18 protein-coding genes and 1 pseudogene are annotated in these 21017 nt (G+C 31.3%); 15 read left to right on the forward strand and 4 right to left on the reverse strand.

Translation table 11 applies throughout. From position 1 onward, the window contains the following. Positions 1 to 6: 6 nt before the first annotated feature. The 14 genes and pseudogenes from coaE to HSACCH_RS01765 all read left to right on the forward strand — a co-directional run. Positions 7 to 555 (forward strand): annotated as a pseudogene (gene coaE, locus HSACCH_RS14240) (dephospho-CoA kinase); the annotation flags it as partial. A gap of 54 nt (positions 556 to 609) precedes the next feature. Continuing rightward, positions 610 to 987 carry a methylglyoxal synthase gene (gene mgsA / locus HSACCH_RS14245; protein ID WP_407635723.1) on the forward strand — a complete coding sequence of 126 codons (378 nt, stop codon included), beginning with the start codon at positions 610 to 612 and terminating at the stop codon, positions 985 to 987. A gap of 19 nt (positions 988 to 1006) precedes the next feature. Further along, positions 1007 to 1615: a lytic transglycosylase domain-containing protein gene (locus HSACCH_RS01710; protein ID WP_005487361.1), complete on the forward strand. Its 609-nt coding sequence runs from the start codon at positions 1007 to 1009 to the stop codon at positions 1613 to 1615. 249 nt (positions 1616 to 1864) lie between these two features. Then, positions 1865 to 3676: an ABC transporter substrate-binding protein gene (locus HSACCH_RS01715; RefSeq protein WP_005487362.1), complete on the forward strand. Its 1812-nt coding sequence runs from the start codon at positions 1865 to 1867 to the stop codon at positions 3674 to 3676. 104 nt (positions 3677 to 3780) lie between these two features. Continuing rightward, positions 3781 to 4815 carry an ABC transporter permease gene (locus HSACCH_RS01720; RefSeq protein ID WP_040476915.1) on the forward strand — a complete coding sequence of 345 codons (1035 nt, stop codon included), beginning with the start codon at positions 3781 to 3783 and terminating at the stop codon, positions 4813 to 4815. Between the two features lie 7 nt (positions 4816 to 4822). After that, positions 4823 to 5698, forward strand: coding sequence for an ABC transporter permease (locus tag HSACCH_RS01725; RefSeq protein WP_005487364.1), 876 nt, complete (start codon positions 4823 to 4825; stop codon positions 5696 to 5698). Between the two features lie 42 nt (positions 5699 to 5740). After that, positions 5741 to 6772: an ABC transporter ATP-binding protein gene (locus HSACCH_RS01730; RefSeq protein WP_005487365.1), complete on the forward strand. Its 1032-nt coding sequence runs from the start codon at positions 5741 to 5743 to the stop codon at positions 6770 to 6772. Further along, positions 6772 to 7746, forward strand: a complete 975-nt coding sequence (locus HSACCH_RS01735) for an ABC transporter ATP-binding protein (protein WP_005487367.1) — start codon at positions 6772 to 6774, stop codon at positions 7744 to 7746. The genes HSACCH_RS01730 and HSACCH_RS01735 overlap by 1 nt, the downstream gene beginning before the upstream one ends. Positions 7747 to 7875: 129 nt before the next feature. Further along, on the forward strand, positions 7876 to 9465 hold the full coding sequence (locus HSACCH_RS01740; protein ID WP_005487369.1) for an ABC transporter substrate-binding protein: 1590 nt from the start codon (positions 7876 to 7878) through the stop codon (positions 9463 to 9465). Positions 9466 to 9750: 285 nt separating this feature from the next. Beyond that, positions 9751 to 10800 carry a LacI family DNA-binding transcriptional regulator gene (locus tag HSACCH_RS01745; RefSeq protein ID WP_005487370.1) on the forward strand — a complete coding sequence of 350 codons (1050 nt, stop codon included), beginning with the start codon at positions 9751 to 9753 and terminating at the stop codon, positions 10798 to 10800. A gap of 65 nt (positions 10801 to 10865) precedes the next feature. Continuing rightward, positions 10866 to 12173, forward strand: coding sequence for an ABC transporter substrate-binding protein (locus HSACCH_RS01750; protein WP_005487372.1), 1308 nt, complete (start codon positions 10866 to 10868; stop codon positions 12171 to 12173). A gap of 76 nt (positions 12174 to 12249) precedes the next feature. Continuing rightward, positions 12250 to 13320, forward strand: a complete 1071-nt coding sequence (locus tag HSACCH_RS01755; protein ID WP_005487373.1) for a carbohydrate ABC transporter permease — start codon at positions 12250 to 12252, stop codon at positions 13318 to 13320. Next, positions 13317 to 14183: a carbohydrate ABC transporter permease gene (locus HSACCH_RS01760; RefSeq protein WP_005487374.1), complete on the forward strand. Its 867-nt coding sequence runs from the start codon at positions 13317 to 13319 to the stop codon at positions 14181 to 14183. Before HSACCH_RS01755 ends, HSACCH_RS01760 begins: the two co-directional genes overlap by 4 nt. A 215-nt stretch (positions 14184 to 14398) precedes the next feature. Then, complete coding sequence (locus tag HSACCH_RS01765; protein ID WP_005487376.1) at positions 14399 to 16702, forward strand: glycosyl hydrolase family 65 protein; 2304 nt, start codon at positions 14399 to 14401, stop codon at positions 16700 to 16702. Between the two features lie 97 nt (positions 16703 to 16799). Here the strand turns inward: HSACCH_RS01765 and HSACCH_RS01770 are convergent, their stop codons facing one another. From HSACCH_RS01770 to HSACCH_RS01785, 4 genes are all read right to left on the reverse strand, one after another. Next, positions 16800 to 17597 carry an ABC transporter ATP-binding protein gene (locus tag HSACCH_RS01770; RefSeq protein WP_005487378.1) on the reverse strand — a complete coding sequence of 266 codons (798 nt, stop codon included), beginning with the start codon at positions 17595 to 17597 and terminating at the stop codon, positions 16800 to 16802. 7 nt (positions 17598 to 17604) lie between these two features. After that, a complete protein-coding gene (locus tag HSACCH_RS01775; RefSeq protein WP_005487379.1) occupies positions 17605 to 18471 on the reverse strand; it encodes an ABC transporter permease in 867 nt (288 codons plus the stop codon). A gap of 62 nt (positions 18472 to 18533) precedes the next feature. Further along, positions 18534 to 19514, reverse strand: coding sequence for an ABC transporter substrate-binding protein (locus tag HSACCH_RS01780; RefSeq protein ID WP_005487380.1), 981 nt, complete (start codon positions 19512 to 19514; stop codon positions 18534 to 18536). A 272-nt stretch (positions 19515 to 19786) separates the two neighbouring features. Next, on the reverse strand, positions 19787 to 20203 hold the full coding sequence (locus HSACCH_RS01785) for a HutP family protein (RefSeq protein WP_005487382.1): 417 nt from the start codon (positions 20201 to 20203) through the stop codon (positions 19787 to 19789). A 232-nt stretch (positions 20204 to 20435) separates the two neighbouring features. On the opposite strand from HSACCH_RS01785, the gene HSACCH_RS01790 reads away from it, so the two are divergent. Then, entirely contained in the window at positions 20436 to 20996 is a 561-nt protein-coding gene (locus tag HSACCH_RS01790; RefSeq protein ID WP_005487383.1) for a manganese efflux pump MntP, read from the forward strand. Positions 20997 to 21017 lie beyond the last annotated feature (21 nt).

Genomic DNA, 21017 nt, shown 5'->3' on the forward strand with positions numbered 1-21017 from the left:
GGTAATATGATCATTGGTTTGACAGGAGGAATAGCAACTGGGAAATCGACAGCTGCAGAATACTTAAAGAAAAAAGGCGCAAAAATTATTGATGCAGACCAAATTTCTCATAAAATTACTCAAAAAGGCGAAAAAGGTTGGAAACGGGTAATTGATGAATTTGGAAAAGATATTTTAAAAGAAGATGGAGAATTTGATAGAGAAAAGTTGGGAGAAATAGTTTTTTCTGATGCAGCAAAAAGAAAAAAGCTAGAAACTCTTCTTCATCCATTAATTATTTATGAAATGAAAGAGGAAGCTCATAAGTATTTAGAAAACAATCAAGTTGTAGTCTTTATGGCACCACTTTTATATGAAACTGGATTAAATCGATTTTGTGATCAGGTTTGGGTTATCTCTGCTTCTAAAAAAACCCAGATTAAAAGATTAAAGAAAAGAAATAATCTTGACCAAGAAGCTGCATTAAAAAGAATTAATTCTCAATTATCAATTGAAGAGAAAAAAAAGAAAGCAGATGTAGTAATAGAAAACAATTCCACAATAGAGGAATTAAAAGAGAAGTTAGAGATAAAATGGAATAAAGTGTTGAAAGGAGAAGATGATACATTGATTAGAATTGCTTTAATAGCTCATGATGAAAAAAAAGAAGATATGATAAACTTTGCAAAAAAGCATCGGGAAGCACTTGCAAATATGCGGTTGATAGCAACTGGTACAACAGGGCAAAGATTAATTGATGAAACCGGTCTTGATGTTGAAAGAATGGCCTCTGGACCAATTGGTGGGGATCAAATGATTGGAGCTGAAATTGCTAAAAATCGCTTAGACGGAGTCATTTTTTTAAGAGATCCTTTAACTGCTCAACCACACGAACCAGATGTAAGTGCTCTACTAAGATTATGTGATGTGCATGAGATTCCTCTAGCAACAAATTTGGCAACTGCCGAAATGATTATCCACTCCTTAGCAGCAAAAAATAGAGCTTGATTGAGGAGGATAAATAAATTTGGCTAAAGAATATCTAACTAAAATTGTTATCTTCATTATTTTATCGATTTTGCTCTTTGTTTTTATAAATAACGACTTTGATTTATGGACAATCAGAAGGAATTTTGAACAAATAAAATACCAAACTGAAATTGAGAAGTATGCTAAAGAATTTGCTATTGAAAAAGAATTATTGGCAGCCTTAATTTATGTAGAAAGTAGATTTAATAATCATTCAAAATCTTCGAAGGGCGCAGTTGGTTTAATGCAATTAATGCCCTCTACAGCAATTTGGATAGCAGAAGAACTGGGTTATAATAATTTTAAATTAGAAGATTTAAATAATCCAGAAGTGAACATTAAGTTTGGAAGTTGGTATTTTGCTTATTTATATCAAAAATTTGATAAAAATTTAATTCAAACTATTGCAGCCTATAATGCTGGAGAAAGAAATGTAAGAGTTTGGATTAATGAGGGTTGGGAAGGAAATATCAATAAAGAGTTACCATTTAAAGAGACTGATAACTTTGTTAGAAGAGTAATCTCAACTAAGAATTTTTATAAAGAGAATAACCTTGAAATTTACGGTTTATCAAATTTAAACTTGGTATTATTTAACTTATCATAATAAAATAATGATTTATAATGGTTTTATTTATCTTAAATCATAGTATATATCTCAGGCTAAACTTGATTTTTCTATTGAATAATTATATAATTTAAGTTAGTGAAAATTTAATTTTTAAAGAATCTTATCAATAAATTTGGATTCTTAATCTAAATTCATATTTTAAAGGAGGAGGGATAAAATACAAGTTGATTAGAGATTAGGGAGTAATTTTTTTATTTAAACAATTATTAGGAGGGAATTTCGAGTATGAAAAAAACATTAATAATTACCTTAACTTTATTTTTATTGATAACAATGTCCTCTATAATAGGAGCTCAGGAAGTAAAAAACCCTGATACTTTTGTAGAAGTTAATATGGGGACAATAGATAGTCTTGATCCTCATTTTCAGTATGATACAGCAAGTGCAGAGATTGTAAATAATGTATATGAAAATTTAATTAAATTTGATGAGGGTGATATTACAAAATTCATGCCACATTTGGCAACTGAAGTACCAACTGTGGAAAATGGTTTAATTAGAGATGATAATACTACTTATGAATTTCCACTTAGAGATGATGTAGTATTTCATAACGGTAATAAATTAACTCCAGAAGATGTTAAATATAGTTTCTTAAGAGCATTAATTCAAGATCGAGATGGTGGACCAGTTTGGATGATTTATGAACCACTTTTCCAAATGGGTTCTTTATCTGATGTTATTACTGAGGTTTTAGGGGAAGAAAAAGCTGCTAAGGATTTAACTGCAGAAGAATCAGCTGAAGTTTATGCATATCTGGAAAAAGCTATTGAAGTTGATGGAAACAGTGTTATTTTCCACCTTCCAAAACCTTTCCCACCATTTTTAAGTATTATTACTCAGGGTAATGGTCTTGGTGCAATTGTTGATAAAGAATGGACAATTGAGCAGGGAGACTGGGATGGTCAACCAGAAACAATTGCTGAATATACTAACCCAACTAAAGAAGAAGATCCTTTATTTGAGAAAATGAACGGAACTGGCCCTTATGAATTTGTAGAATGGGTTAATGGAGAAGAAGTAGTATTGAATAGAAATGATGATTACTGGCGTGAACCTGCAGCTGTTAAAAAAGTAATTATTAAGATGATTGATGAGTGGTCAACTCGTAAATTAATGCTTCAGCGTGGAGATGCTGATATTGTCTATGTAGATAAGCAGTATATGAGTCAGGTAGAGAATATGGATGGTGTTGAAGTAATTACAGGTTTGCCAAACATCTATATGGGTGCTGGTTTAATGAATTATAATATTGTAACTGAAGGTAACCCTGATGTTCACAGTGGTAAACTTGATGGTAATGGTGTTCCTTCTAACTTCTTTAGTGATATTGATGTTAGAAAAGGATTTCTTTACTCTATGAATTATGAAGCATTTATTAATGATGTATTAGATGGTGATGGACAGCAGGGTAGAGGCCCAATTCCAGAACCACTTTTAGGTTATGATGAAGATTCTACTACTTATGAATTGAACTTAGATAAAGCAGAAGAGCATTTCAAAAAGGCATTTGACGGAGAATTATGGGAAAAAGGTTTTGAGATAACAATTCTTTATAATTCTGGTAACGATGTTCGTAAGAGTGCTACTGATATGCTTAAATATTATGTAGAAAGAATCAATCCTAAATTTAAAATTAATGTACGTGGAATTCAGTGGGCATCATATCTGGATAAACTAATTGCCGAAAAGTTTACTTTAGGTTTCATTGCTTGGGGTGCTGATTATGCAGATCCACATAACTTTGCAGTTCCATTTGTGAGCAGCACAGGAACTTATGGTGGATTTAAAGGAGAGGATTATGCAGAATTTGCAAAAGAAAATATCGATCCTTTAATTGAAGAAGCAATTTCCTTAACAGATCCAGAAGCACGTGCAGAAATCTATCGTGAAATTCAGAGAATATCTTATGAAAATGGAACTGATTTCTATCTTTATCAGCCAACAGCTCAGGTAGTTATGAGAGATTGGGTAGAAGGTTGGTATTATGATCCAATTAGAGATCCAGGTCAATATTTCTATTCATTAGATAAGTAGAATACATTTAGTAAAAATATTTTCATTAAATATCTGGGGGGATATTTGCCCCCAGATATATTATTGTTTAGATAATTAAAAGTTGGAAAGGATGAATATAGAGGATGATATCTTACATTACAAGACGCTTACTTATTTTACCTATAATCCTCTTTGGAGTAAGTATGTTAATTTTTTCTATGATTATGATGTTAGGACCTTATCAAAGACTAAGTACCTATATTAATGATCCAGCCCAATTAAAGGGGGCTGAAGATATTGATCAACTGGTAGCTAAATATGGACTAGATGACCCCTGGTATGAACAATATGGCCGCTGGATTGGGGGAGTTTTAAAGGGTGATTTTGGTTGGTCAGAATCGGCAGGTGCACCTGTGACAAAAGCAATAGCTGATAGATTTCCTGCTACTTTAGAACTGGCATTATTATCTTTATTTCCAGTTATATTTGGTGGTATAATTCTCGGGGTGCTTTCGGCAGTTCATCATAATAAAATATTAGATCATACAATAAGAATTTTTGCAGTTATCGGATGGTCATTTCCATCTTTTGTTTTCGGTTTAGTGGTATTAATGATTTTCTATGGGGTTTTAGGTTGGCTGCCACCAGGAAGATTATCAAACTGGGCAACAGAAATAGTTAGATCTGCAGATTTTATTAGTTATACTGGTATGCATATTCTTGATGGAATTTTAAATTTAAATTTTTCTATTGTGTTAGATGCTATTAGACATTTAATAGCTCCTGTAATTACTATTTCAATTCTATGGTGGGCTTTTATATTAAGAATAACACGTTCTAATATGTTAGAAACATTAAGAAAAGATTATATTCGTACTGCTAGAGCTAAAGGACTTGCAGATAACATTGTAGTTTATAAGCATGCTGTTCGTAATGCTTTAATTCCTGTAGTTACAGTTGCAGGTCAAATGGTGCTTGGATTAGCAGGTGGACTGGTTATAGTCGAAAGTATTTTTAATATAAGAGGATTAGGACAATTTATGGCAAATGCAGCACAGCAGCTTGATTATCCAGGTGTATTAGGAGGAGCTTTATACTTTGGATTTCTTTTAATTTTAATTAATTTATTTGTGGATGTATCATATGCTGTAATTGACCCAAGAATTAGATTGGAGTGATGGTTTAGTGGAATGGCAAGAAGTTGTTAAACGTTTGTTACAGAATAAAATATCATTACTTGGTATTTTAATAATTGCATTTTTTATTATAGTTGCAGTTTTTGCACCCTGGATTGCACCACCTACAGATCCAGATGATCCTTATTTGATTCCAAGAGCTGGTTGGTCAATTGAACCTCAGCCACCAAGTGAAGAATATATATTTGGGACTACTGAGGGGCAATATGATATTTTTTATGGTATTGTTTGGGGAACAAGAACTGCTTTTACAATTGGTTTGGTAGTTGTAGGAATTAGTACATCGATTGGTATAATTTTAGGAACGCTAGCCGCTTATTATGGTGGTTGGATTGATGAAATATTAATGAGAATTACAGATGTTTTTATGTCAATCCCTTTCATAATAGCAACTATCGTTTTAGTGACAATTTTAGGTCAGGGACTTACTAATGTTATGATAGCATTAATTACTTTTAGTTGGATGAGTACAGCTAGATTAATGAGATCCCAGGTTTTATCGGTTAAAGAAGATGAATTTGTACAAGCTGCACTGGCTTTAGGTGCAAATGATTTTAGAATTATTTTCAGACATATAATTTTGAATACTATTTTCCCGGTTGTAATTCAGGCTTCTATGAGAATGGGTTCAATGGTTATAACCGCTTCTACTCTTAGTTTTCTTGGGGTAGGTACACCTGAAGGTTATGCTGATTGGGGGCAGATGATTTCCTTTGCTCGTAATTGGATTTTAGGTGTTGAGGGTAATCCTTTAAATTACTGGTATACACTTATAATTCCTGGTATTGCAATTACATTATTTTGTTTATCCTGGAATTTAATTGGTGATGCTTTCCGTGATATATTAGATCCAAAACTTAATTAGTTAATGTTAATTTTCTAGACGTTAAAAAGGTAGGTGAATTTCTTGAGTAAAGAAGCTTTAGTAGAAGTTAAAAACTTAAAAACATATTTTTATACTGAAGAAGGCGTAGTTAAAGCGGTAGATGGAGTAGATTACGAAATTTATCCTGGTGAAACTTTAGGTATTGTTGGGGAATCTGGTTGTGGTAAAAGTGTTACTTCACTTTCTATCATGAGGTTAATTGAGTCTCCTCCTGGAAAAATTGTAGCTGGAGAAATTAATTTCCAAGGTGAAGATTTAATTAAAATTCCTGAAAAAGAAATGCGCAAAATCCGTGGTAATGATATTTCCATGATATTTCAGGAGCCAATGACATCTTTAAATCCAGTTTATACTGTTGGAGATCAAATCATTGAAGCAATTATGCTGCATAAAGGTGTAGATAGAAAAGAAGCCAGAAAACAAGCTATTGATATGCTGACGAAAGTAGGTATTCCTCTTCCAGAACAGAGAGTGGACGAATATCCCCATCAATTATCTGGTGGTATGAGACAGCGTGTTATGATAGCGATGGCTTTAAGTTGTGATCCAAAATTATTAATTGCAGATGAGCCAACAACAGCTCTTGATGTGACAATCCAGGCTCAGATTTTAGAATTAATGAATTCATTAAAAGAAAGTTATGGAATGTCAATTATGATGATTACTCACGATTTAGGAGTAATTGCAGAGGTGTCTGATAGAGTAGCCGTAATGTATGCAGGTAAGGTAGTAGAATATACTGATGTTAATACATTATTTGATGATCCTAAACATCCATATACCTGGGGATTAATGAATTCAATTCCTAAATTAGATAAGGATGTAGATCGATTGGAAGCTATTCCGGGTAGTGTACCTTCTCCACTAAACTTTCCTGAAGGATGTAAATTCAACACTCGTTGTCCTTTAGCAGAAGGGAAATGTTATGATGAAGAACCTCCTTTAGAGGATGCAGCAGATGGTCATATGGTTCGCTGCTGGAGATATGAAGATTTAGAAGAGATTAAAAAGCGTGGAGAAAGAATTTATGAGGATCGAGGTGTTCAAAAATAATGGCTGAAAATTTACTAGAAGTTAAAAATCTAAAAAAATATTTCCCAGTTAAAGCTGGAATATTTAAAAAGACTGTTGCACATGTAAAAGCTGTTGATGATATTTCTTTTGCAGTAAAAGAAGGAGAAACACTCGGTCTAGTAGGAGAATCAGGTTGTGGTAAATCAACAACAGGTAGAACCATTCTACGACTTTTAGAAGCAACTGCTGGAGAAGTTATATTTGAAGGAAAAAGTGTAATGGATCTTGATAAAAAACAAATGCGTGCAATAAGACGTGATATGCAGATTATTTTTCAGGACCCATACGCATCACTTAATCCACGAATGACAGTAGCTGATATTGTTGGTGAACCACTTGATATTCATAAGTTAGCTAAAAACAAAAAAGAGCGCAATGAAAAAGTAAGAGAAATACTCGAAAATGTTGGACTTGGTGCTGAATATATGCATCGTTACCCGCATGAATTTAGTGGTGGACAGCGTCAGCGTATAGGTGTAGCTAGGGCTTTAGCAGTAGATCCTAAGTTGATTATTGCAGATGAGCCAGTTTCTGCTCTTGATGTTTCAGTTCAGGCTCAGGTTGTAAACTTACTTCAGGATTTACAGAAGGAATTTGGTTTAACCTATTTATTTATTGCACATGATTTAAGTGTAGTTAAGCATATAAGTGATCGAGTTGCAGTTATGTATTTGGGTAAAATAGTTGAATTGACAGATAAAAAGGAATTGTTTAAGAATCCTATGCATCCTTACACTCAATCATTATTATCTGCAATTCCAGAAGCAGATCCAAAGAAGAAAAAAGACAGGATTATTTTAGAAGGAGATGTTCCTTCACCGGTAGATCCACCTTCTGGCTGTAGATTCCATCCCCGTTGTCCAAAAGCCTTTGAACCCTGTTCTGTTAAAGAACCAGAGTTTAAAGAATATGGTGATGGACATTTTGCTGCCTGTCACTTGTTAGATTTATAAACAAATAGTGATATTTCATTATATCCCTGTACTGGTTTTTAAAATCCAGACAGGGATTTTCTTATTTTTAACGAATAATATTATTAAGCAGCTATTTTTTAAATAAGTTATTCAATTTGGAGGAAAAAAATGAAAAAAATAAAAATAATTATTTTAGTTTTATTAATTATAATAACTGGGGTATATACTGTAAATGCTGAAAATTATGGTGGTGATTTAAAAGTTAAAATAAATAAAAGACCTTTAAATTTAAATCCAATTTATTCATTTAACCAGACCGAAAAAATAATTAATAGCCAAATTTTTGACAAATTATTAGTTTTAAATAATAAAGGAGAAATAGTTAATAATTTAAGTAAATCATGGGAAATTAATGAAAATTCGACTGTTTTTAGCTTTATTTTAAAAAAAGATGTATATTTTCATCCATATAAAAGGGATGGAAAAGAGATACCATTAGAGCAGAGAAAAGTTACTGCTGAGGATTGGAAATGGTCTTTTGAATATTTAGCTAATCCGGAAAATAAATCACCAAATGCAGAGATTTTTAATAAAGTACTTGGATATGATGATTATCGTCAGCAAAAGGAAAAAGAAATAACTGGCATTAGAGTAATTGATGATTATCAATTAGAAATAGAATTAAAAAAGCCATATGCTCCCTTTATTTATAATTTAGTTAAGGAAGCAGCAGTAGTAATACCAAAACAAGCAGTTTTGAATACAGATCAAAACTTTGCTTTAGCACCTGTAGGAACTGGTGCATTTAAATTAAAAGAATTTTTAAATAATAAAATTGTTTTAACTGAAAATAAAAATTACTGGAAAAATAATTATCAAAAAGAAAAATTACCATATTTAAAAAAAATTGATTTTTATTTTAATGAATCAAATGATTTAAATAGTAATTATCAAGATTTTGATTTATATCAACTTGAAGAAGATCAATTTACTGATTATCAACATCAAAAAAACATAAAAAATAATTATAGTTTTAAAAAAATTGTAGATAATAATATTTATTTTGCTGCTTTTAATTATAAAAATAATTTTGACCTTAATCCAAATTTTAAAGAGAGAAATGAAAAAATTAAGTCTATTTTAAATAAAAATGAGTTTATTCAAAACTTAAATTTAAATAATTTTAGTTATTTAAAAAACGGAAGCAATGATCTTAAAATATTAAACAAAATAAATTATCAAAACCAGCAGTTATCAAAACAAGAATTAAATATTAATAAAAAATATTTACTGGAAATTGCTATTAATAATTCTAAATTAAATAATAAAATTAGCCAATTAATAAAAAAAGAATTAAAATCTAATTATATTGACTTGGATATAAATGAGTATAATTGGACTAAATATTTAAATATTTTAAAAGATGATTTAAACGGGCAACTTTTTATAATGACATATAATTATAACAATAAATTTAATTTTATTACTGACAACTTTTATTCTGAGTCTGAAAATAATTATTTTAATTATGAAAATAGAAGACTAGATAATTTAATTGATTATATCAAACTAACAAAAAATGAAAATAAACAAGATAAAGCTTATGAGATAATTGAAGAAATTTTGCTAAATGATAATCCTTTTATTTTTATATTGCAGAGTCAAGACAACTATTTAATTACTAATCAATTGTTAAATCAAGATATTTTTGAAAATATATATACTCGCAATAATTTTGAATTATTATATTTTAAATAAATATATTAATAAAAATTCAATCAAACCTTGAAAACCATTTCATTGTTTCAAGGTTTTTTCATAACTTAAATTAACAGAAAAATAACAAAATTTAAAATTTAAAGAATTTATCTTATTTTATTACATATTTTTCTTTAAAATAAATATATTTATAATAAAAAGGCTTATAATTACCTAAAAATGATAAATTATCAAAAAAATTTGATTTTTTTGCAGGAGTTATTTATTTGCTGTTGAATATATTAAATAGTGAAATGGATTTCATAAAATTTAGGAGAGAAAATTATGGATGTAACTATGAAAGATGTAGCAAAATTAGCAGGAGTTTCATTAAGCACAGTCTCACGCGTTTTAAATGATAGTTCACTAGTTAGAGAAGAAACAGCTAGAAAAGTTGAAAAGGCTGTGGAAAAGTTGGATTATCAGATTAATGATTCTGCTCGAATATTGAGAACAAATACCAGTAATTTAATTGGGGTTATTGGGGCTGGTATGGAAAGACCTTTTTTAGCCAACCTGCTTAAAGGAATTGAAGCAGAGGCTAGAGAGCGTGGTTTTGCTCTGATTTATGGTGATTCTGATGGTGAGTTTGAAAAAGAACAAAATTATTTAAATATTATGAAACAGAAAAAAATTGATGGTATTATTTTAATTACTACTAATTATTATAATGATTTACTTTCAATAGTTAAAAATTATAACATTCCAGTTGTTTTTGCTTCAGGTTATATAAGTGATCCAGAAATCAGCTGTGTTACAGTAGATAATGTTGCTGCAGCATATGACATGGTAGAATTTTTATGTCAGTCTGGGCATAAAAATATGGCTTTTATTAAAGGGCCTGATCTCGATATGCTTGCCAGTCAAGAAAGATTAAGAGGAGTTAAGCTTGCTTTAAGATTAAGTGATATAGAATATGATTCTAAGAGGTTTATTGAAGGAGATTTCACTTTTGAAAGTGGTTATTCAGCAGCAAAAAAAATTATTAATAAATTTCCGGATGTAACAGCAATTTTTGCTTTTAATGATGAAATGGCAGTGGGAACCATAAGATTTTTAAAAGAACAAGGAATTAAAGTGCCAGAGGATATTTCTGTCGTTGGTTTTGATGGTATTGATTTAGGTAATTATACCGATCCCGCTTTAACAACTATCAAACAATCTGGATATCATCTAGGTTTAAAAAGTATAGAGATGCTAAACCAAATTATAAATGAAGGAAAAATTGAAGACAATAAAGTTTTTATTCCACATAAACTTGTGGTTAGAGAAAGCACAAATAAATTAAATGAACTGACTACTAAGCAGGAGGTGATAACAAAAAATAGGGGGTAGTTAAGATATATTCTTAACACATTTATTTTAATTTAATTGACAAATTTAGAGGAGGAGAATTATTAATGAGAAAAAATTTATTTTTAGTTTTAGCTTTAGTTTTTGTTATTGCATTTAGTGGTATTGCTTTTGCTGATAGTCATGGAGAAGAAATTTCTTTAACTGTTGCTGGTGGTGCAGTTGGGCAGGAGAAAGAACTGACTATTAAAGCTGCAGAAATGTATATGGAAAGAAATCCTAATGTAACAGTTGAAGTTTTAGAAACTCCTGACTTAGCTAATGACAGATTAGGTTTATACTTACAGTTTTTAGAAGCTGAAAGTCCTGAAGTAGATGTATATCAAATTGATGTAATCTGGCCTGGTGATTTAGCAGAACACTTTGTTGATTTTTATGATTATGGTGCAGAAGAAGTTGTTGATAAGCATTTCCAGGCAATTATTGATAATAACACAACAACTGATGGTCGTTTAGTAGCGATGCCTTGGTTTACAGATGCAGGTCTTTTATATTATAGAACAGATCTTTTAGAAAAATATGACCGAGAAGTTCCAGAAACCTGGGATGAATTAGAAGAAACTGCTCAATATATTATGGAAGAAGAAAGAGCTGCAGGTAATGAAGATTTTTATGGTTATGTATGGCAGGGAGACGCTTATGAAGGTTTAACTTGTGACGCTCTAGAATGGACATATTCTAATGGCGGTGGACAGATAGTAAGTCCTGATCAGAAAATAACAATTAATAATGATAAAGCAATTGAGATTATTAATCAAGCAGCTGGTTGGGTAGGAACTATTTCTCCAACTGGTGTAACAGGTATGGGCGAAGAAGATGCTCGTTCAATGTGGGAAGCTGGTAATGCATTATTTATGCGTAATTGGCCTTATGCTTATGCTTTAGGAAATCAAGAAGGTAAGCCGACTGCTGGTAACTTTGGTGTGTCACCTTTACCTGCTGGAGATAGCGGCAAATCAGCAGCAACATTAGGAGGCTGGAACTTAGGAGTAAGTAAGTACAGTAATCACCCTGAAGAAGCAGCTAAATTAGCTATGTTCTTAGCTGGAGAAGAAGTTCAGAAGATGCGTGCTGTAGAAGGTTCTTTCAATCCTACAATTAAATCATTGTATGAAGATGAAGACGTACTAGAAGCAGTTCCTTTCTTTGGTAGTCTTTACGATGTGTTTACAAATGCTGTTGCTCGTCCTTCTACTGCAACTGCTCCACAGTATAATCAGGTATCAGAATTATTCTTCCAGGCTGTACATTCAGTATTAACTGGTGAAAGTGATGCTCAAACAGCTATTGAGTATTTAGAATTAGATTTAGAAGATACTACAGGATTTGAAACTGGTGAGCCAGTTCAACCATAAGTAAAATTATTTAAAATTGTTAATAATCTGGAGAGGTTTTAACCTCTCCAGATTTTATAAAAAAGGGGGGGACTTAATGGCAAATAGCAATTCATCAAATCTGGCAAAAGAAGAACAAAAATTAGCGCTTAAATTGTTAATACCAGCATTTTTAATTTTAATTATAATTGCTTTATATCCTCTGGGGCAGGTTTTTTATACAAGTTTTACTGATAAAGAATTTGCTTCAACTAAAGAAACTAGTTTTGTTGGTTTAGATAATTATAAAGCATTGCTATCAGTTACTGTTAAAGAATTAGAACCTATAATTGATGAAGGAACAGGTGAACAAGCAGTTGACGATGAAAGTGGAGAAAAATTATTTCAAAGACCAATAAGAGTTTTACCAAGAGATCCTTATTTATATCGACCATCATTTGAGTTTAGTGTTTTTGGAAATAAGTATGTGGTTGGTGCTCGAACTCCAGATTTTATTAGATCTGTCTGGAATACTTTAATTTTCACACTATTTTCAGTGTTTTTTGAGACATTGCTTGGCTTAATAGTTGCCTTGGTAGTTAATAGTGAATTTAAAGGTAGAGGAGCTATGAGGGCAGTAATGTTGGTTCCTTGGGCTGTAATTACAGTTGTTTCTGCAAGAATGTGGGAATGGATGTTTGAACCAACAAGGGCAGGTTTATTTAATATGTTAGGTGATAGATTTGGTTTGATTGACGGTAGTTATTCCTTTTTAAGTAATAATGCTTTACAGCTTCCAGCAATTATAGCAGTTGATGTATGGAAAACTACTCCTTTTATGGCTTTATTAATTCTTGCTGGTTTACAGCTGATTCCAAATGAATTATATGAAGCAGCAGAAATGGATGGGGCTAGTAAATTTAGACAGTTTTTTAATATTACCTTACCATTATTGAAACCATCACTAGCGGTAGCTTTAATTTTTAGAACCTTAGATGCTTTGAGAGTTTTTGATGTGTTTCAGGTAATGCTGTCACAGAAAAGATATTCAATGGCAAGTTTTAATTACTTTCAATTGATTTCAGCCAGACAAATGGGAATGGCATCAGCAATTGGAGTTATAATCTTTATCATTATCTTTGGTTTTGCTATTCTTTATATGAAATCCTTAGGAGTTGATACAGAATGACAAGAGATCAGAAAAAAACACTTAAAAAAGTCTTATTCTATCTTGTGCTGGCAGTAATTATTGTTTATTTATTATTTCCATTTTACTGGGCTATATCCTCATCTCTAAAATCAGAGGCCCAGTTAAGTATGACTCCAGCAACCTTGATTCCTAGAGACCCAGATACTGGTGAGATATCCTTTTTTACTAGAAACTATAGAGCTATATTTTCTAATGGAGGTTTTGTTAGAGGTCTAATTAACAGTACAATAGTAGCAACTTCAACTACTATCTTAGCTCTTTTAACGGGATCATTTGCAGCTTTTGCCTTAGGTAAGTTAAGATTCAAAGGTAAAGCACCAGCGCTTTATACAATTTTAGCAATGACTATGTTTCCTCAGGTTACAGTATTATCAGGGCTATATGCAGTAATAAATGCTTTAAATTTAAGTGCTAGAGTAAGTATGATATTTACATATCTATTATTTACTCTACCATTTACAACCTGGGTTTTGACTTCTTTCTTTAGAGACTTACCTGATGAAATTATGCAGTCAGCACAGGTGGATGGTGCAACACCTTTTCAGACTTTCCATATGATCTTGCTGCCGCTTACTGCACCTGCTTTGGTTACAACAGGTTTATTGTCATTTATTCAGGCCTGGAATGAGTATCTCTTTGCCTTAACATTTACATCTATTGATCCAAGTGCAAGAACTGTACCGGTAGCTATTCAATTTTTCTCGGGAGAATTTGCCCGGCAGGAACCATTTGGAGAAATTATGGCAGCAGCAGTTATGGTTACAGTTCCAATTGTAGTTTTAGTATTAATTTTCCAAAGAAGAATTGTAGCTGGCTTAACAGCTGGAGCAGTAAAAGGCTAAATACAATAAACTAAGAAGAGATAGATATTAGTCTTAGTTTGATCTAAATTGAATATTAAACTGATTAGAAATTAGATAAAATCAGGCCATCAGATTATAAGATATTATTTTTTGATGGCCTAATTTCTTTGTCTATTTAAATAACATTTTTTAAATTTATTTAAATAATGATATTTCACAATATCATTAAGTATATTATAAGAGGAGGCATAAAATTGAATCATGAGGATTTTTTTAAAATAAAAGATGATTGGAATCTTCAAATTGAAAGTTTAGATGAAGAACAGCTAGTTCATTATGGCAGCAACTTATTGTGTGGTAATGGTTATTTAGGCTACAGAGGAACTCTAGAAGAATGGGGAAAAGAACAATATCAGGCCTGTGTAATAACAGACACCTATGATATGGCAGATGGAAAATGGAGAGAGCTTTCTAATTCTCCTAACGCTTTGACTACAGAAGTAATGGTTGCTGGAGAAAATATTGGAGATTTTCCAGGACAGAACAAAATGACTACTGAATTAGATTTTAATTATAAATATGGTGTTTTTAAGAGAATATCAGAATCAAAAAATAATAATATTGAAATATTCTCAGAAAGATTTGCTTCTTATGATAATTTGCATTTGATCGCAAATAATTATCAGCTAAAAAATATTGAAAATGATGAGGTAGAATTGAAGCTTGGAATTAATGGTGACATCTGGGATTTAAATGGTACTCATCTTGAAAACTTTAGAGGAGAATATAATTCTAATAAAAATATTCTATATTTAAAAGCTGAGACTGGAGAAAGCAAGATAACTCTAGTAACTGCTTTATCATTTAGATTCAAAAAAGGGAAAATTAAAAACGTTAAGGTAGAAAATGAGAAAAAGTCTATTTATTTATTGATTAATGTTGAAGCTGAATCTGATAAGATAGATTTAGATAGAAATATGATTGTTTATTCCAGCAACGATGTAGATGCGCCATTAAAAGCTGCCTTAATTGATGCTGATGAAGCCTTGGAATTAGGTTATCAAAAATTAAAAGAAAAAAATCAGACAATTTGGGATAAAAAATGGGAACTTATGGATATTAAAATTAAAGGTAATATTTTAGATCAGCTGGCAGTAAGATTTAATCTGTATCATAATATTATTGCTGCACCTGCTCATAGTGATCGTTTACCAATTGGTGCTCGGGGGTTATCCTGCCAGGCATATCAAGGGTCAGCTTTTTGGGATCAGGAAATATTTAACTTACCTATGTTTTTATATACTGAAACTGAAACTGCAAAAAATATTTTAAAATACCGCTATCACACTTTAAATGGTGCCCGCAAAAAGGCTAAAGACTTAGGCTACGATGGCGCATTTTATGCCTGGATATCTGGTAAAAGTGGCAAAGAATTATGCCCATCATTTTTCTTTAAAGATGTAATCAGCGGTCGTAAAATTAGAAACCACTTTAATGACTGGCAGATACATGTTTCTCCTGATATTAGTTATACAATCTGGAAGTATTATCTGGCAACTAAAGATATTGATTTTGTTGTTGATTATGGTAGTGAGATATTGTTTGAAGTAGCTAGATTTTTACATTCTCGAGTTCACTATAATCAATATAAAGACAAATATGAAATCATTAGGCTTTTAGGTCCAGATGAGTATCATGAAAATGTAGATAATAATGCATTTACTAATTATCAAACACAATTTGCATTAAAAAAAGCCCTGTATTTTTATTATAAAATGGAAAATGAATATCCTGAAAAGTTGCTTGATTTAAAAAATAAAATTGATCTTACTGAATCCGAAGTTACAGCCTGGCAGCAAATTTCTGAAAAAATATATTTACCCCAGCCAGATGAGAACAGGTTAATCGAACAGTTTGATGGATATTTTGATCTAGAAGATACTAATGCTGAAGTATTAAAGGAGAGGCTAATTGATAAAGAAGAATATTGGGGTTGGCCAAATGGAGTAGCTGTTTTTACTCAAGTAATTAAACAGGCTGATGTAATCCAGTTATTTACCTTACATGACATTTTTTCTGAAGATGTATTAGCAGCAAACTATGATTATTATGAACCGAGAACTCAACATGGTTCTTCTTTGAGTCCATCTCAGTATGCAGTTATTGCTGCTAGATTAGGAAGAGCCGAAGAAGCTTATGATTATTTTAAAAAGTCAGCTTTTATTGATTTGATGAGTACAAATAAAGCGGTCAGTGGTGGCACATTTATTGGTGGAGTTCATACTGCAGCAGCTGGGGGAATCTGGCAGTTAATAATTAATGGTTTTGCCGGAATGAAAATCGATAGAAAAGGTCTTTCCTTTAAACCGGTCCTCTGCCAGGAATGGGAAGAAATTGAATTTAAGCTTAATTATCAGGCTAAAAAATTTAATGTGACATTAGATCAAAATATGTTTAAATTAAAAGCAGCAGCTGGAAATGATGAAGCACTGGAATTTAGTATTTTCGAAAAAGAATATACTGTAGATGCTGCTGAAGAAATTAAGATAGAATTGTAAATAATTAATGGTTTTATCATTCATTATTTTTAATAAAGTTTTAAGCATTAAAAAGGCTCCCTTTTAAACAGGGAGCCTTTAATATCTCATTACTATATTAAACTGATAGTAACATCCGATCATTATTGAATTTACCACCATGCTTAATTTCGAACATTTTAAGAAGTTTTTCTATAGTAAGTTCTTTCTTTTCTTCTGCTTTGATATCATAAATAATGTTACCACCATCCATCATAATTAAGCGATTACCCATTTTAATTGCATCTTCCATATTATGTGTAATCATTAAAGTGGTTATATTATTTTCATTAACTAATTCGGCAGTTAAATTCTTAATTTTAATGGCTGTAGCAGGATCTAAAGCAGCGGTGTGTTCATCTAAAAGTAATAGACGAGGATTAGCTACTGTAGCCATTAAGAGAGTTAGAGCCTGTCTCTGTCCACCAGATAAAAGTTTAACCTTAGTGGTCAAACGTTTTTCTAAACCTAAATCAATTTTTTCTAAATGTTTTCGCATAATTTCTCTTTTGTGTTTGCTTAAGCCCCATTTAAGAGAAAGATTATTAGATTTAGAAATTGCTAATGACAGGTTTTCTTCTATTGTCATTTCTGGAGAAGTCCCAGCTAACGGATTTTGAAATACTCTACCAATTTTTTGAGCACATTTATACTCGGATTTTTTTGTTATATTTTCATTATCTAAAATTATACTTCCATTTTCAACTGGAAAAACTCCAGCTATGGAATTTAAAAGAGTAGATTTACCTGCGCCATTACTACCTACTATTGTAATAAAATCTCCCTCATTAACAGTTAAATCAATTTTGTCAATTGCTACATTCTCGTTAGGAGTACCCTTGTAAAAAATTTTTTCTAAATTTTTGACTTTCAGCATTTGTTTATCACCTCAATGCTTTTTTTATTCTTGGAGTGGATAAGAAAATTATAACTAGGATAGCGGTTAGTAATTTCAAGTCAGAAGCTGCAAGACCTAAATTAAGTGCAATAGAAATACTAAAACGATAAAGAATTGAACCAACAATAACACCAATAGTTGCAATCATTATTGATCTTTCTCCTATTACAACTTCTCCAATTATTACTGAAGCCAAACCTGCTACAATAGTACCAACTCCCATGTTAACATCTGCAAATCCCTGATATTGTCCTACAAGTGCTCCTGATAAGGCTACAAGTGCATTAGAGATAATTAAACCCAACATTTTCATTGAATTAGTACTGATTCCCATACTTCTTATCATTTGAGGATTATCGCCAGTGGCTCTGAGAGCAAATCCGATTTGAGTATTCAAAAAAGCATCAAGCACTAATTTAACAGCAATAATAACTAAGATTAATAATAACAAATTATTCCAAGGATAAGGAACTCCAAGATCTCTAATAAAAGAAAAAATAGTCCCTTTACCAATTAAAGGAATATTTGGTCTTCCCATAACTCTTAAATTAATAGAATAAAGGGAAGTCATTGTTAAAATTCCTGATAAAAGTGGAGCAATTTTTAATTTAGTATTTAAAAAACCTGTAATTGCTCCTGCCATTCCACCTGCAGCTATTGCTGCAGCTAATGTTACAAAAGGGTTTACTCCAGCAACTAATAATCTTGCTGAAACCGCAGCACCTAAAGGCAAACTGCCATCTACTGTCAAATCGGCAAAATCAAGAATTCTAAAAGATATAAATACACCTAGTGCCATAATACCAAAGGCAAGGCCTTGTTCTAATGACGTAATTGCAAAACTTAGATTCATAACACACCTCACACCATTTCTAAACTAAATATTTTATTGAATTGTTAAGAGTTTAAAAAATTCTACTCTTGAGTTATTTGGTCATAAATAACATTGGCTCTCTCTGAAACAGCTGCTGGTATTTCTAGTCCTAAGGTTTCAGCCGCTTTTGTATTAAGATATAGTTTTAATTCATCTGAAGATTCAACTGGCATTTCTGCTGTAGCAGCACCATTTAAAATTTTTGCTGCCATTTTACCTGTTTGAATACCCAGCAGTTTATAATCAATTCCTAGGGTAGCGATTGCGCCCTGTCTTACCTGACCATTTTCTGAAGCGAATACAGGTATATTATTTTCATTAGTAATATTTAAGACAGATGGTAAAGCAGAGACTATTATATTATCTGTTGGTACATAAATTGCATCTACATCTCCAATTAAAGCAGAAGCTGCAAGACTTACTTCACTACTATTGCTGACTGTAGCTTCATGTAATTTTATACCCATAGCTTCTGTAGTTTCTTTTACAATGTCTACCTGAACAACGGAATTAACTTCACCTGGATTATAAAGAACACCTAAATCAGTTATTCCAGGAATAAATTCTTTAATTAATTCAATTTGCTGAGCAACAGGATTCATATCTGTAGTCCCTGTTAAATTTCCTCCTGGACTTTCCATACTGTTAACAATACCAGCTTCTACAGGATCAGTAACGGCTGTAAATAAGACCGGAGTATTTTTAATTACATTTGCAGCAGCCTGAGCATTAGGTGTTGCAATTGCCAGTATTAAATCAAGATTATTACTTTTAAACTGCTGTGCAATAGACTGAGCTGTTGCAAAATCTGCCTGTGCATTTTGCTCAATAAACTTAACATTATCTTCAGTAAATCCTTCTTCAGCTAAGCCCTGAATAAAACCTTCCCTTGCTGAGTCTAAAGCGGGATGTTCAACAAATTGGGAAATGCCAATTCTGTATTCTTGAGCACCAACTGTAAGAGTAGTAATTAAGACCAACATCAAAGTTAAAACAAATAAAATTGAAATATTATTTTTCATTTTTTTATTCCCCTTTCTAACTGGTAGTGGGGATAATAAAAAAACACTCCTGGTGGAGTGTTAAAATGCTTTTTGCTATTTTGTTTAAAATTAGGTATAAAAACCCCTTGTTTAAACAAAAGCTAAAGCTCCCTACAAATTTCTCCTACCGTATTACCGTGCTACCAGTTATTTGATTTTCTTTATTATACTATTATGCTTATACATTTGTCAACTTTATTTAGAAATGAAAAAGTAATAAAATAAAGTTTCTTTAATATTTTAAATTATCTTTATTTGTCCAGTAAAGATCTATGGCTTAAACCTACGGTTACCTCATTTAAATTAAACATGCCAACACCAAAAAAGACAGCTACAACTATATGTTCACCACTTCGAGCGACACCAATCTTCCCTCCTACATTTAAGCCCATAGTTCTGGGCATAATCTGTGCTAGAGCATCATGTGCTGCACCTGCAACTGCACCCTGGGCAACATGAGAATTATCAATAATATTTTCTCTTTTAGCAGCAATAACTGCTCTTTCGATAATTTCCGGCACTGATTTATTGAATTCGCCCCCGAAATCAACAGCAGCAGTATTTATATCATCGGCTGAAAATTCTTTTTTTAATACTTTTTCTTCACTTCTAGTAGAAATAGACATTTTTATAGCTGCTTTAGCAGTTTCAAGACTGTTATGTTCCATAATTTATCCTCCTATTGTGTTATTCTAATTTTATTATAGCAGACATTTTTATTAAAGTGAAATTTTGTATTTGAAGAATTGAAATTTTATTTGCAAAGCTTATTATACAATGACAGTTCAATTTATCATTGAAATTTAAGCATTTATTTAATTGCATAATTAAGTAATATATTTTATAATATATAGTGCCATATATCCTTTAAGTAATTTACCTTTGTAAGATAATTAAAATTTGGAGGGGTTTAAAATAAATATTTTATTAGTAGCTTTTGCTTTAGGCTTGGATGCTGCTGGAGTTACAATGGCAATTGGTTGTGGCAAACCAACAAATTTAATAGAAAAATTAAAAGTTGTTTTTTCATTTGGTTTTTTTCAATTTTTATTTGCATTAATTGGTGGTTTTAGCGGTAATTATATTGACCAATATTTCTTTACAATATCTAATTATTTTAGTGGAATAGTTATTTTCATACTCGGAATCTTTTTAATTAGAGAGGGTTATAAGAATGAAGAAGAGTGTATATATAGAAAACTAAATTTATGGACAATTGTAGTCTTAGGAATAAGTGTAAGTATTGATGCTCTTGGAGCTGGATTTTCTCTTCTTTTTAATCTTAAACATTTAATAATTTTCCAGGATTCTTTAATTATAGGTTTAGTAGCTTCCATTATGACAATTTTTTCTTTCATGATAGTTAATTATATCAAACATATTGCTTTAGTAGAAAAATATGCTGATTATATTGGAGGATTAATCTTGCTAATTATTGGCTTAAATATTTTTGTTTCTTAATTTTAATTATTATTTAAATAA

Source organism: Halanaerobium saccharolyticum subsp. saccharolyticum DSM 6643 (genome assembly GCF_000350165.1).
GTDB lineage: Bacteria > Bacillota > Halanaerobiia > Halanaerobiales > Halanaerobiaceae > Halanaerobium > Halanaerobium saccharolyticum.

What these genes read in the sequence shown, in the direction of transcription:
- HSACCH_RS01715 (WP_005487362.1), top strand. Translation starts at nt 1,865, where the DNA reads ATGAAAAAAACATTAATAATTACCTTAACTTTATTTTTATTGATAACA.
- HSACCH_RS01720 (WP_040476915.1), top strand. Translation starts at nt 3,781, where the DNA reads ATGATATCTTACATTACAAGACGCTTACTTATTTTACCTATAATCCTC.
- HSACCH_RS01735 (WP_005487367.1), top strand. Translation starts at nt 6,772, where the DNA reads ATGGCTGAAAATTTACTAGAAGTTAAAAATCTAAAAAAATATTTCCCA.
- HSACCH_RS01740 (WP_005487369.1), top strand. Translation starts at nt 7,876, where the DNA reads ATGAAAAAAATAAAAATAATTATTTTAGTTTTATTAATTATAATAACT.
- HSACCH_RS01745 (WP_005487370.1), top strand. Translation starts at nt 9,751, where the DNA reads ATGGATGTAACTATGAAAGATGTAGCAAAATTAGCAGGAGTTTCATTA.
- HSACCH_RS01750 (WP_005487372.1), top strand. Translation starts at nt 10,866, where the DNA reads ATGAGAAAAAATTTATTTTTAGTTTTAGCTTTAGTTTTTGTTATTGCA.
- HSACCH_RS01755 (WP_005487373.1), top strand. Translation starts at nt 12,250, where the DNA reads ATGGCAAATAGCAATTCATCAAATCTGGCAAAAGAAGAACAAAAATTA.
- HSACCH_RS01760 (WP_005487374.1), top strand. Translation starts at nt 13,317, where the DNA reads ATGACAAGAGATCAGAAAAAAACACTTAAAAAAGTCTTATTCTATCTT.
- HSACCH_RS01770 (WP_005487378.1), bottom strand. Translation starts at nt 17,597, where the DNA reads ATGCTGAAAGTCAAAAATTTAGAAAAAATTTTTTACAAGGGTACTCCT.
- HSACCH_RS01775 (WP_005487379.1), bottom strand. Translation starts at nt 18,471, where the DNA reads ATGAATCTAAGTTTTGCAATTACGTCATTAGAACAAGGCCTTGCCTTT.
- HSACCH_RS01780 (WP_005487380.1), bottom strand. Translation starts at nt 19,514, where the DNA reads ATGAAAAATAATATTTCAATTTTATTTGTTTTAACTTTGATGTTGGTC.
- HSACCH_RS01785 (WP_005487382.1), bottom strand. Translation starts at nt 20,203, where the DNA reads ATGGAACATAACAGTCTTGAAACTGCTAAAGCAGCTATAAAAATGTCT.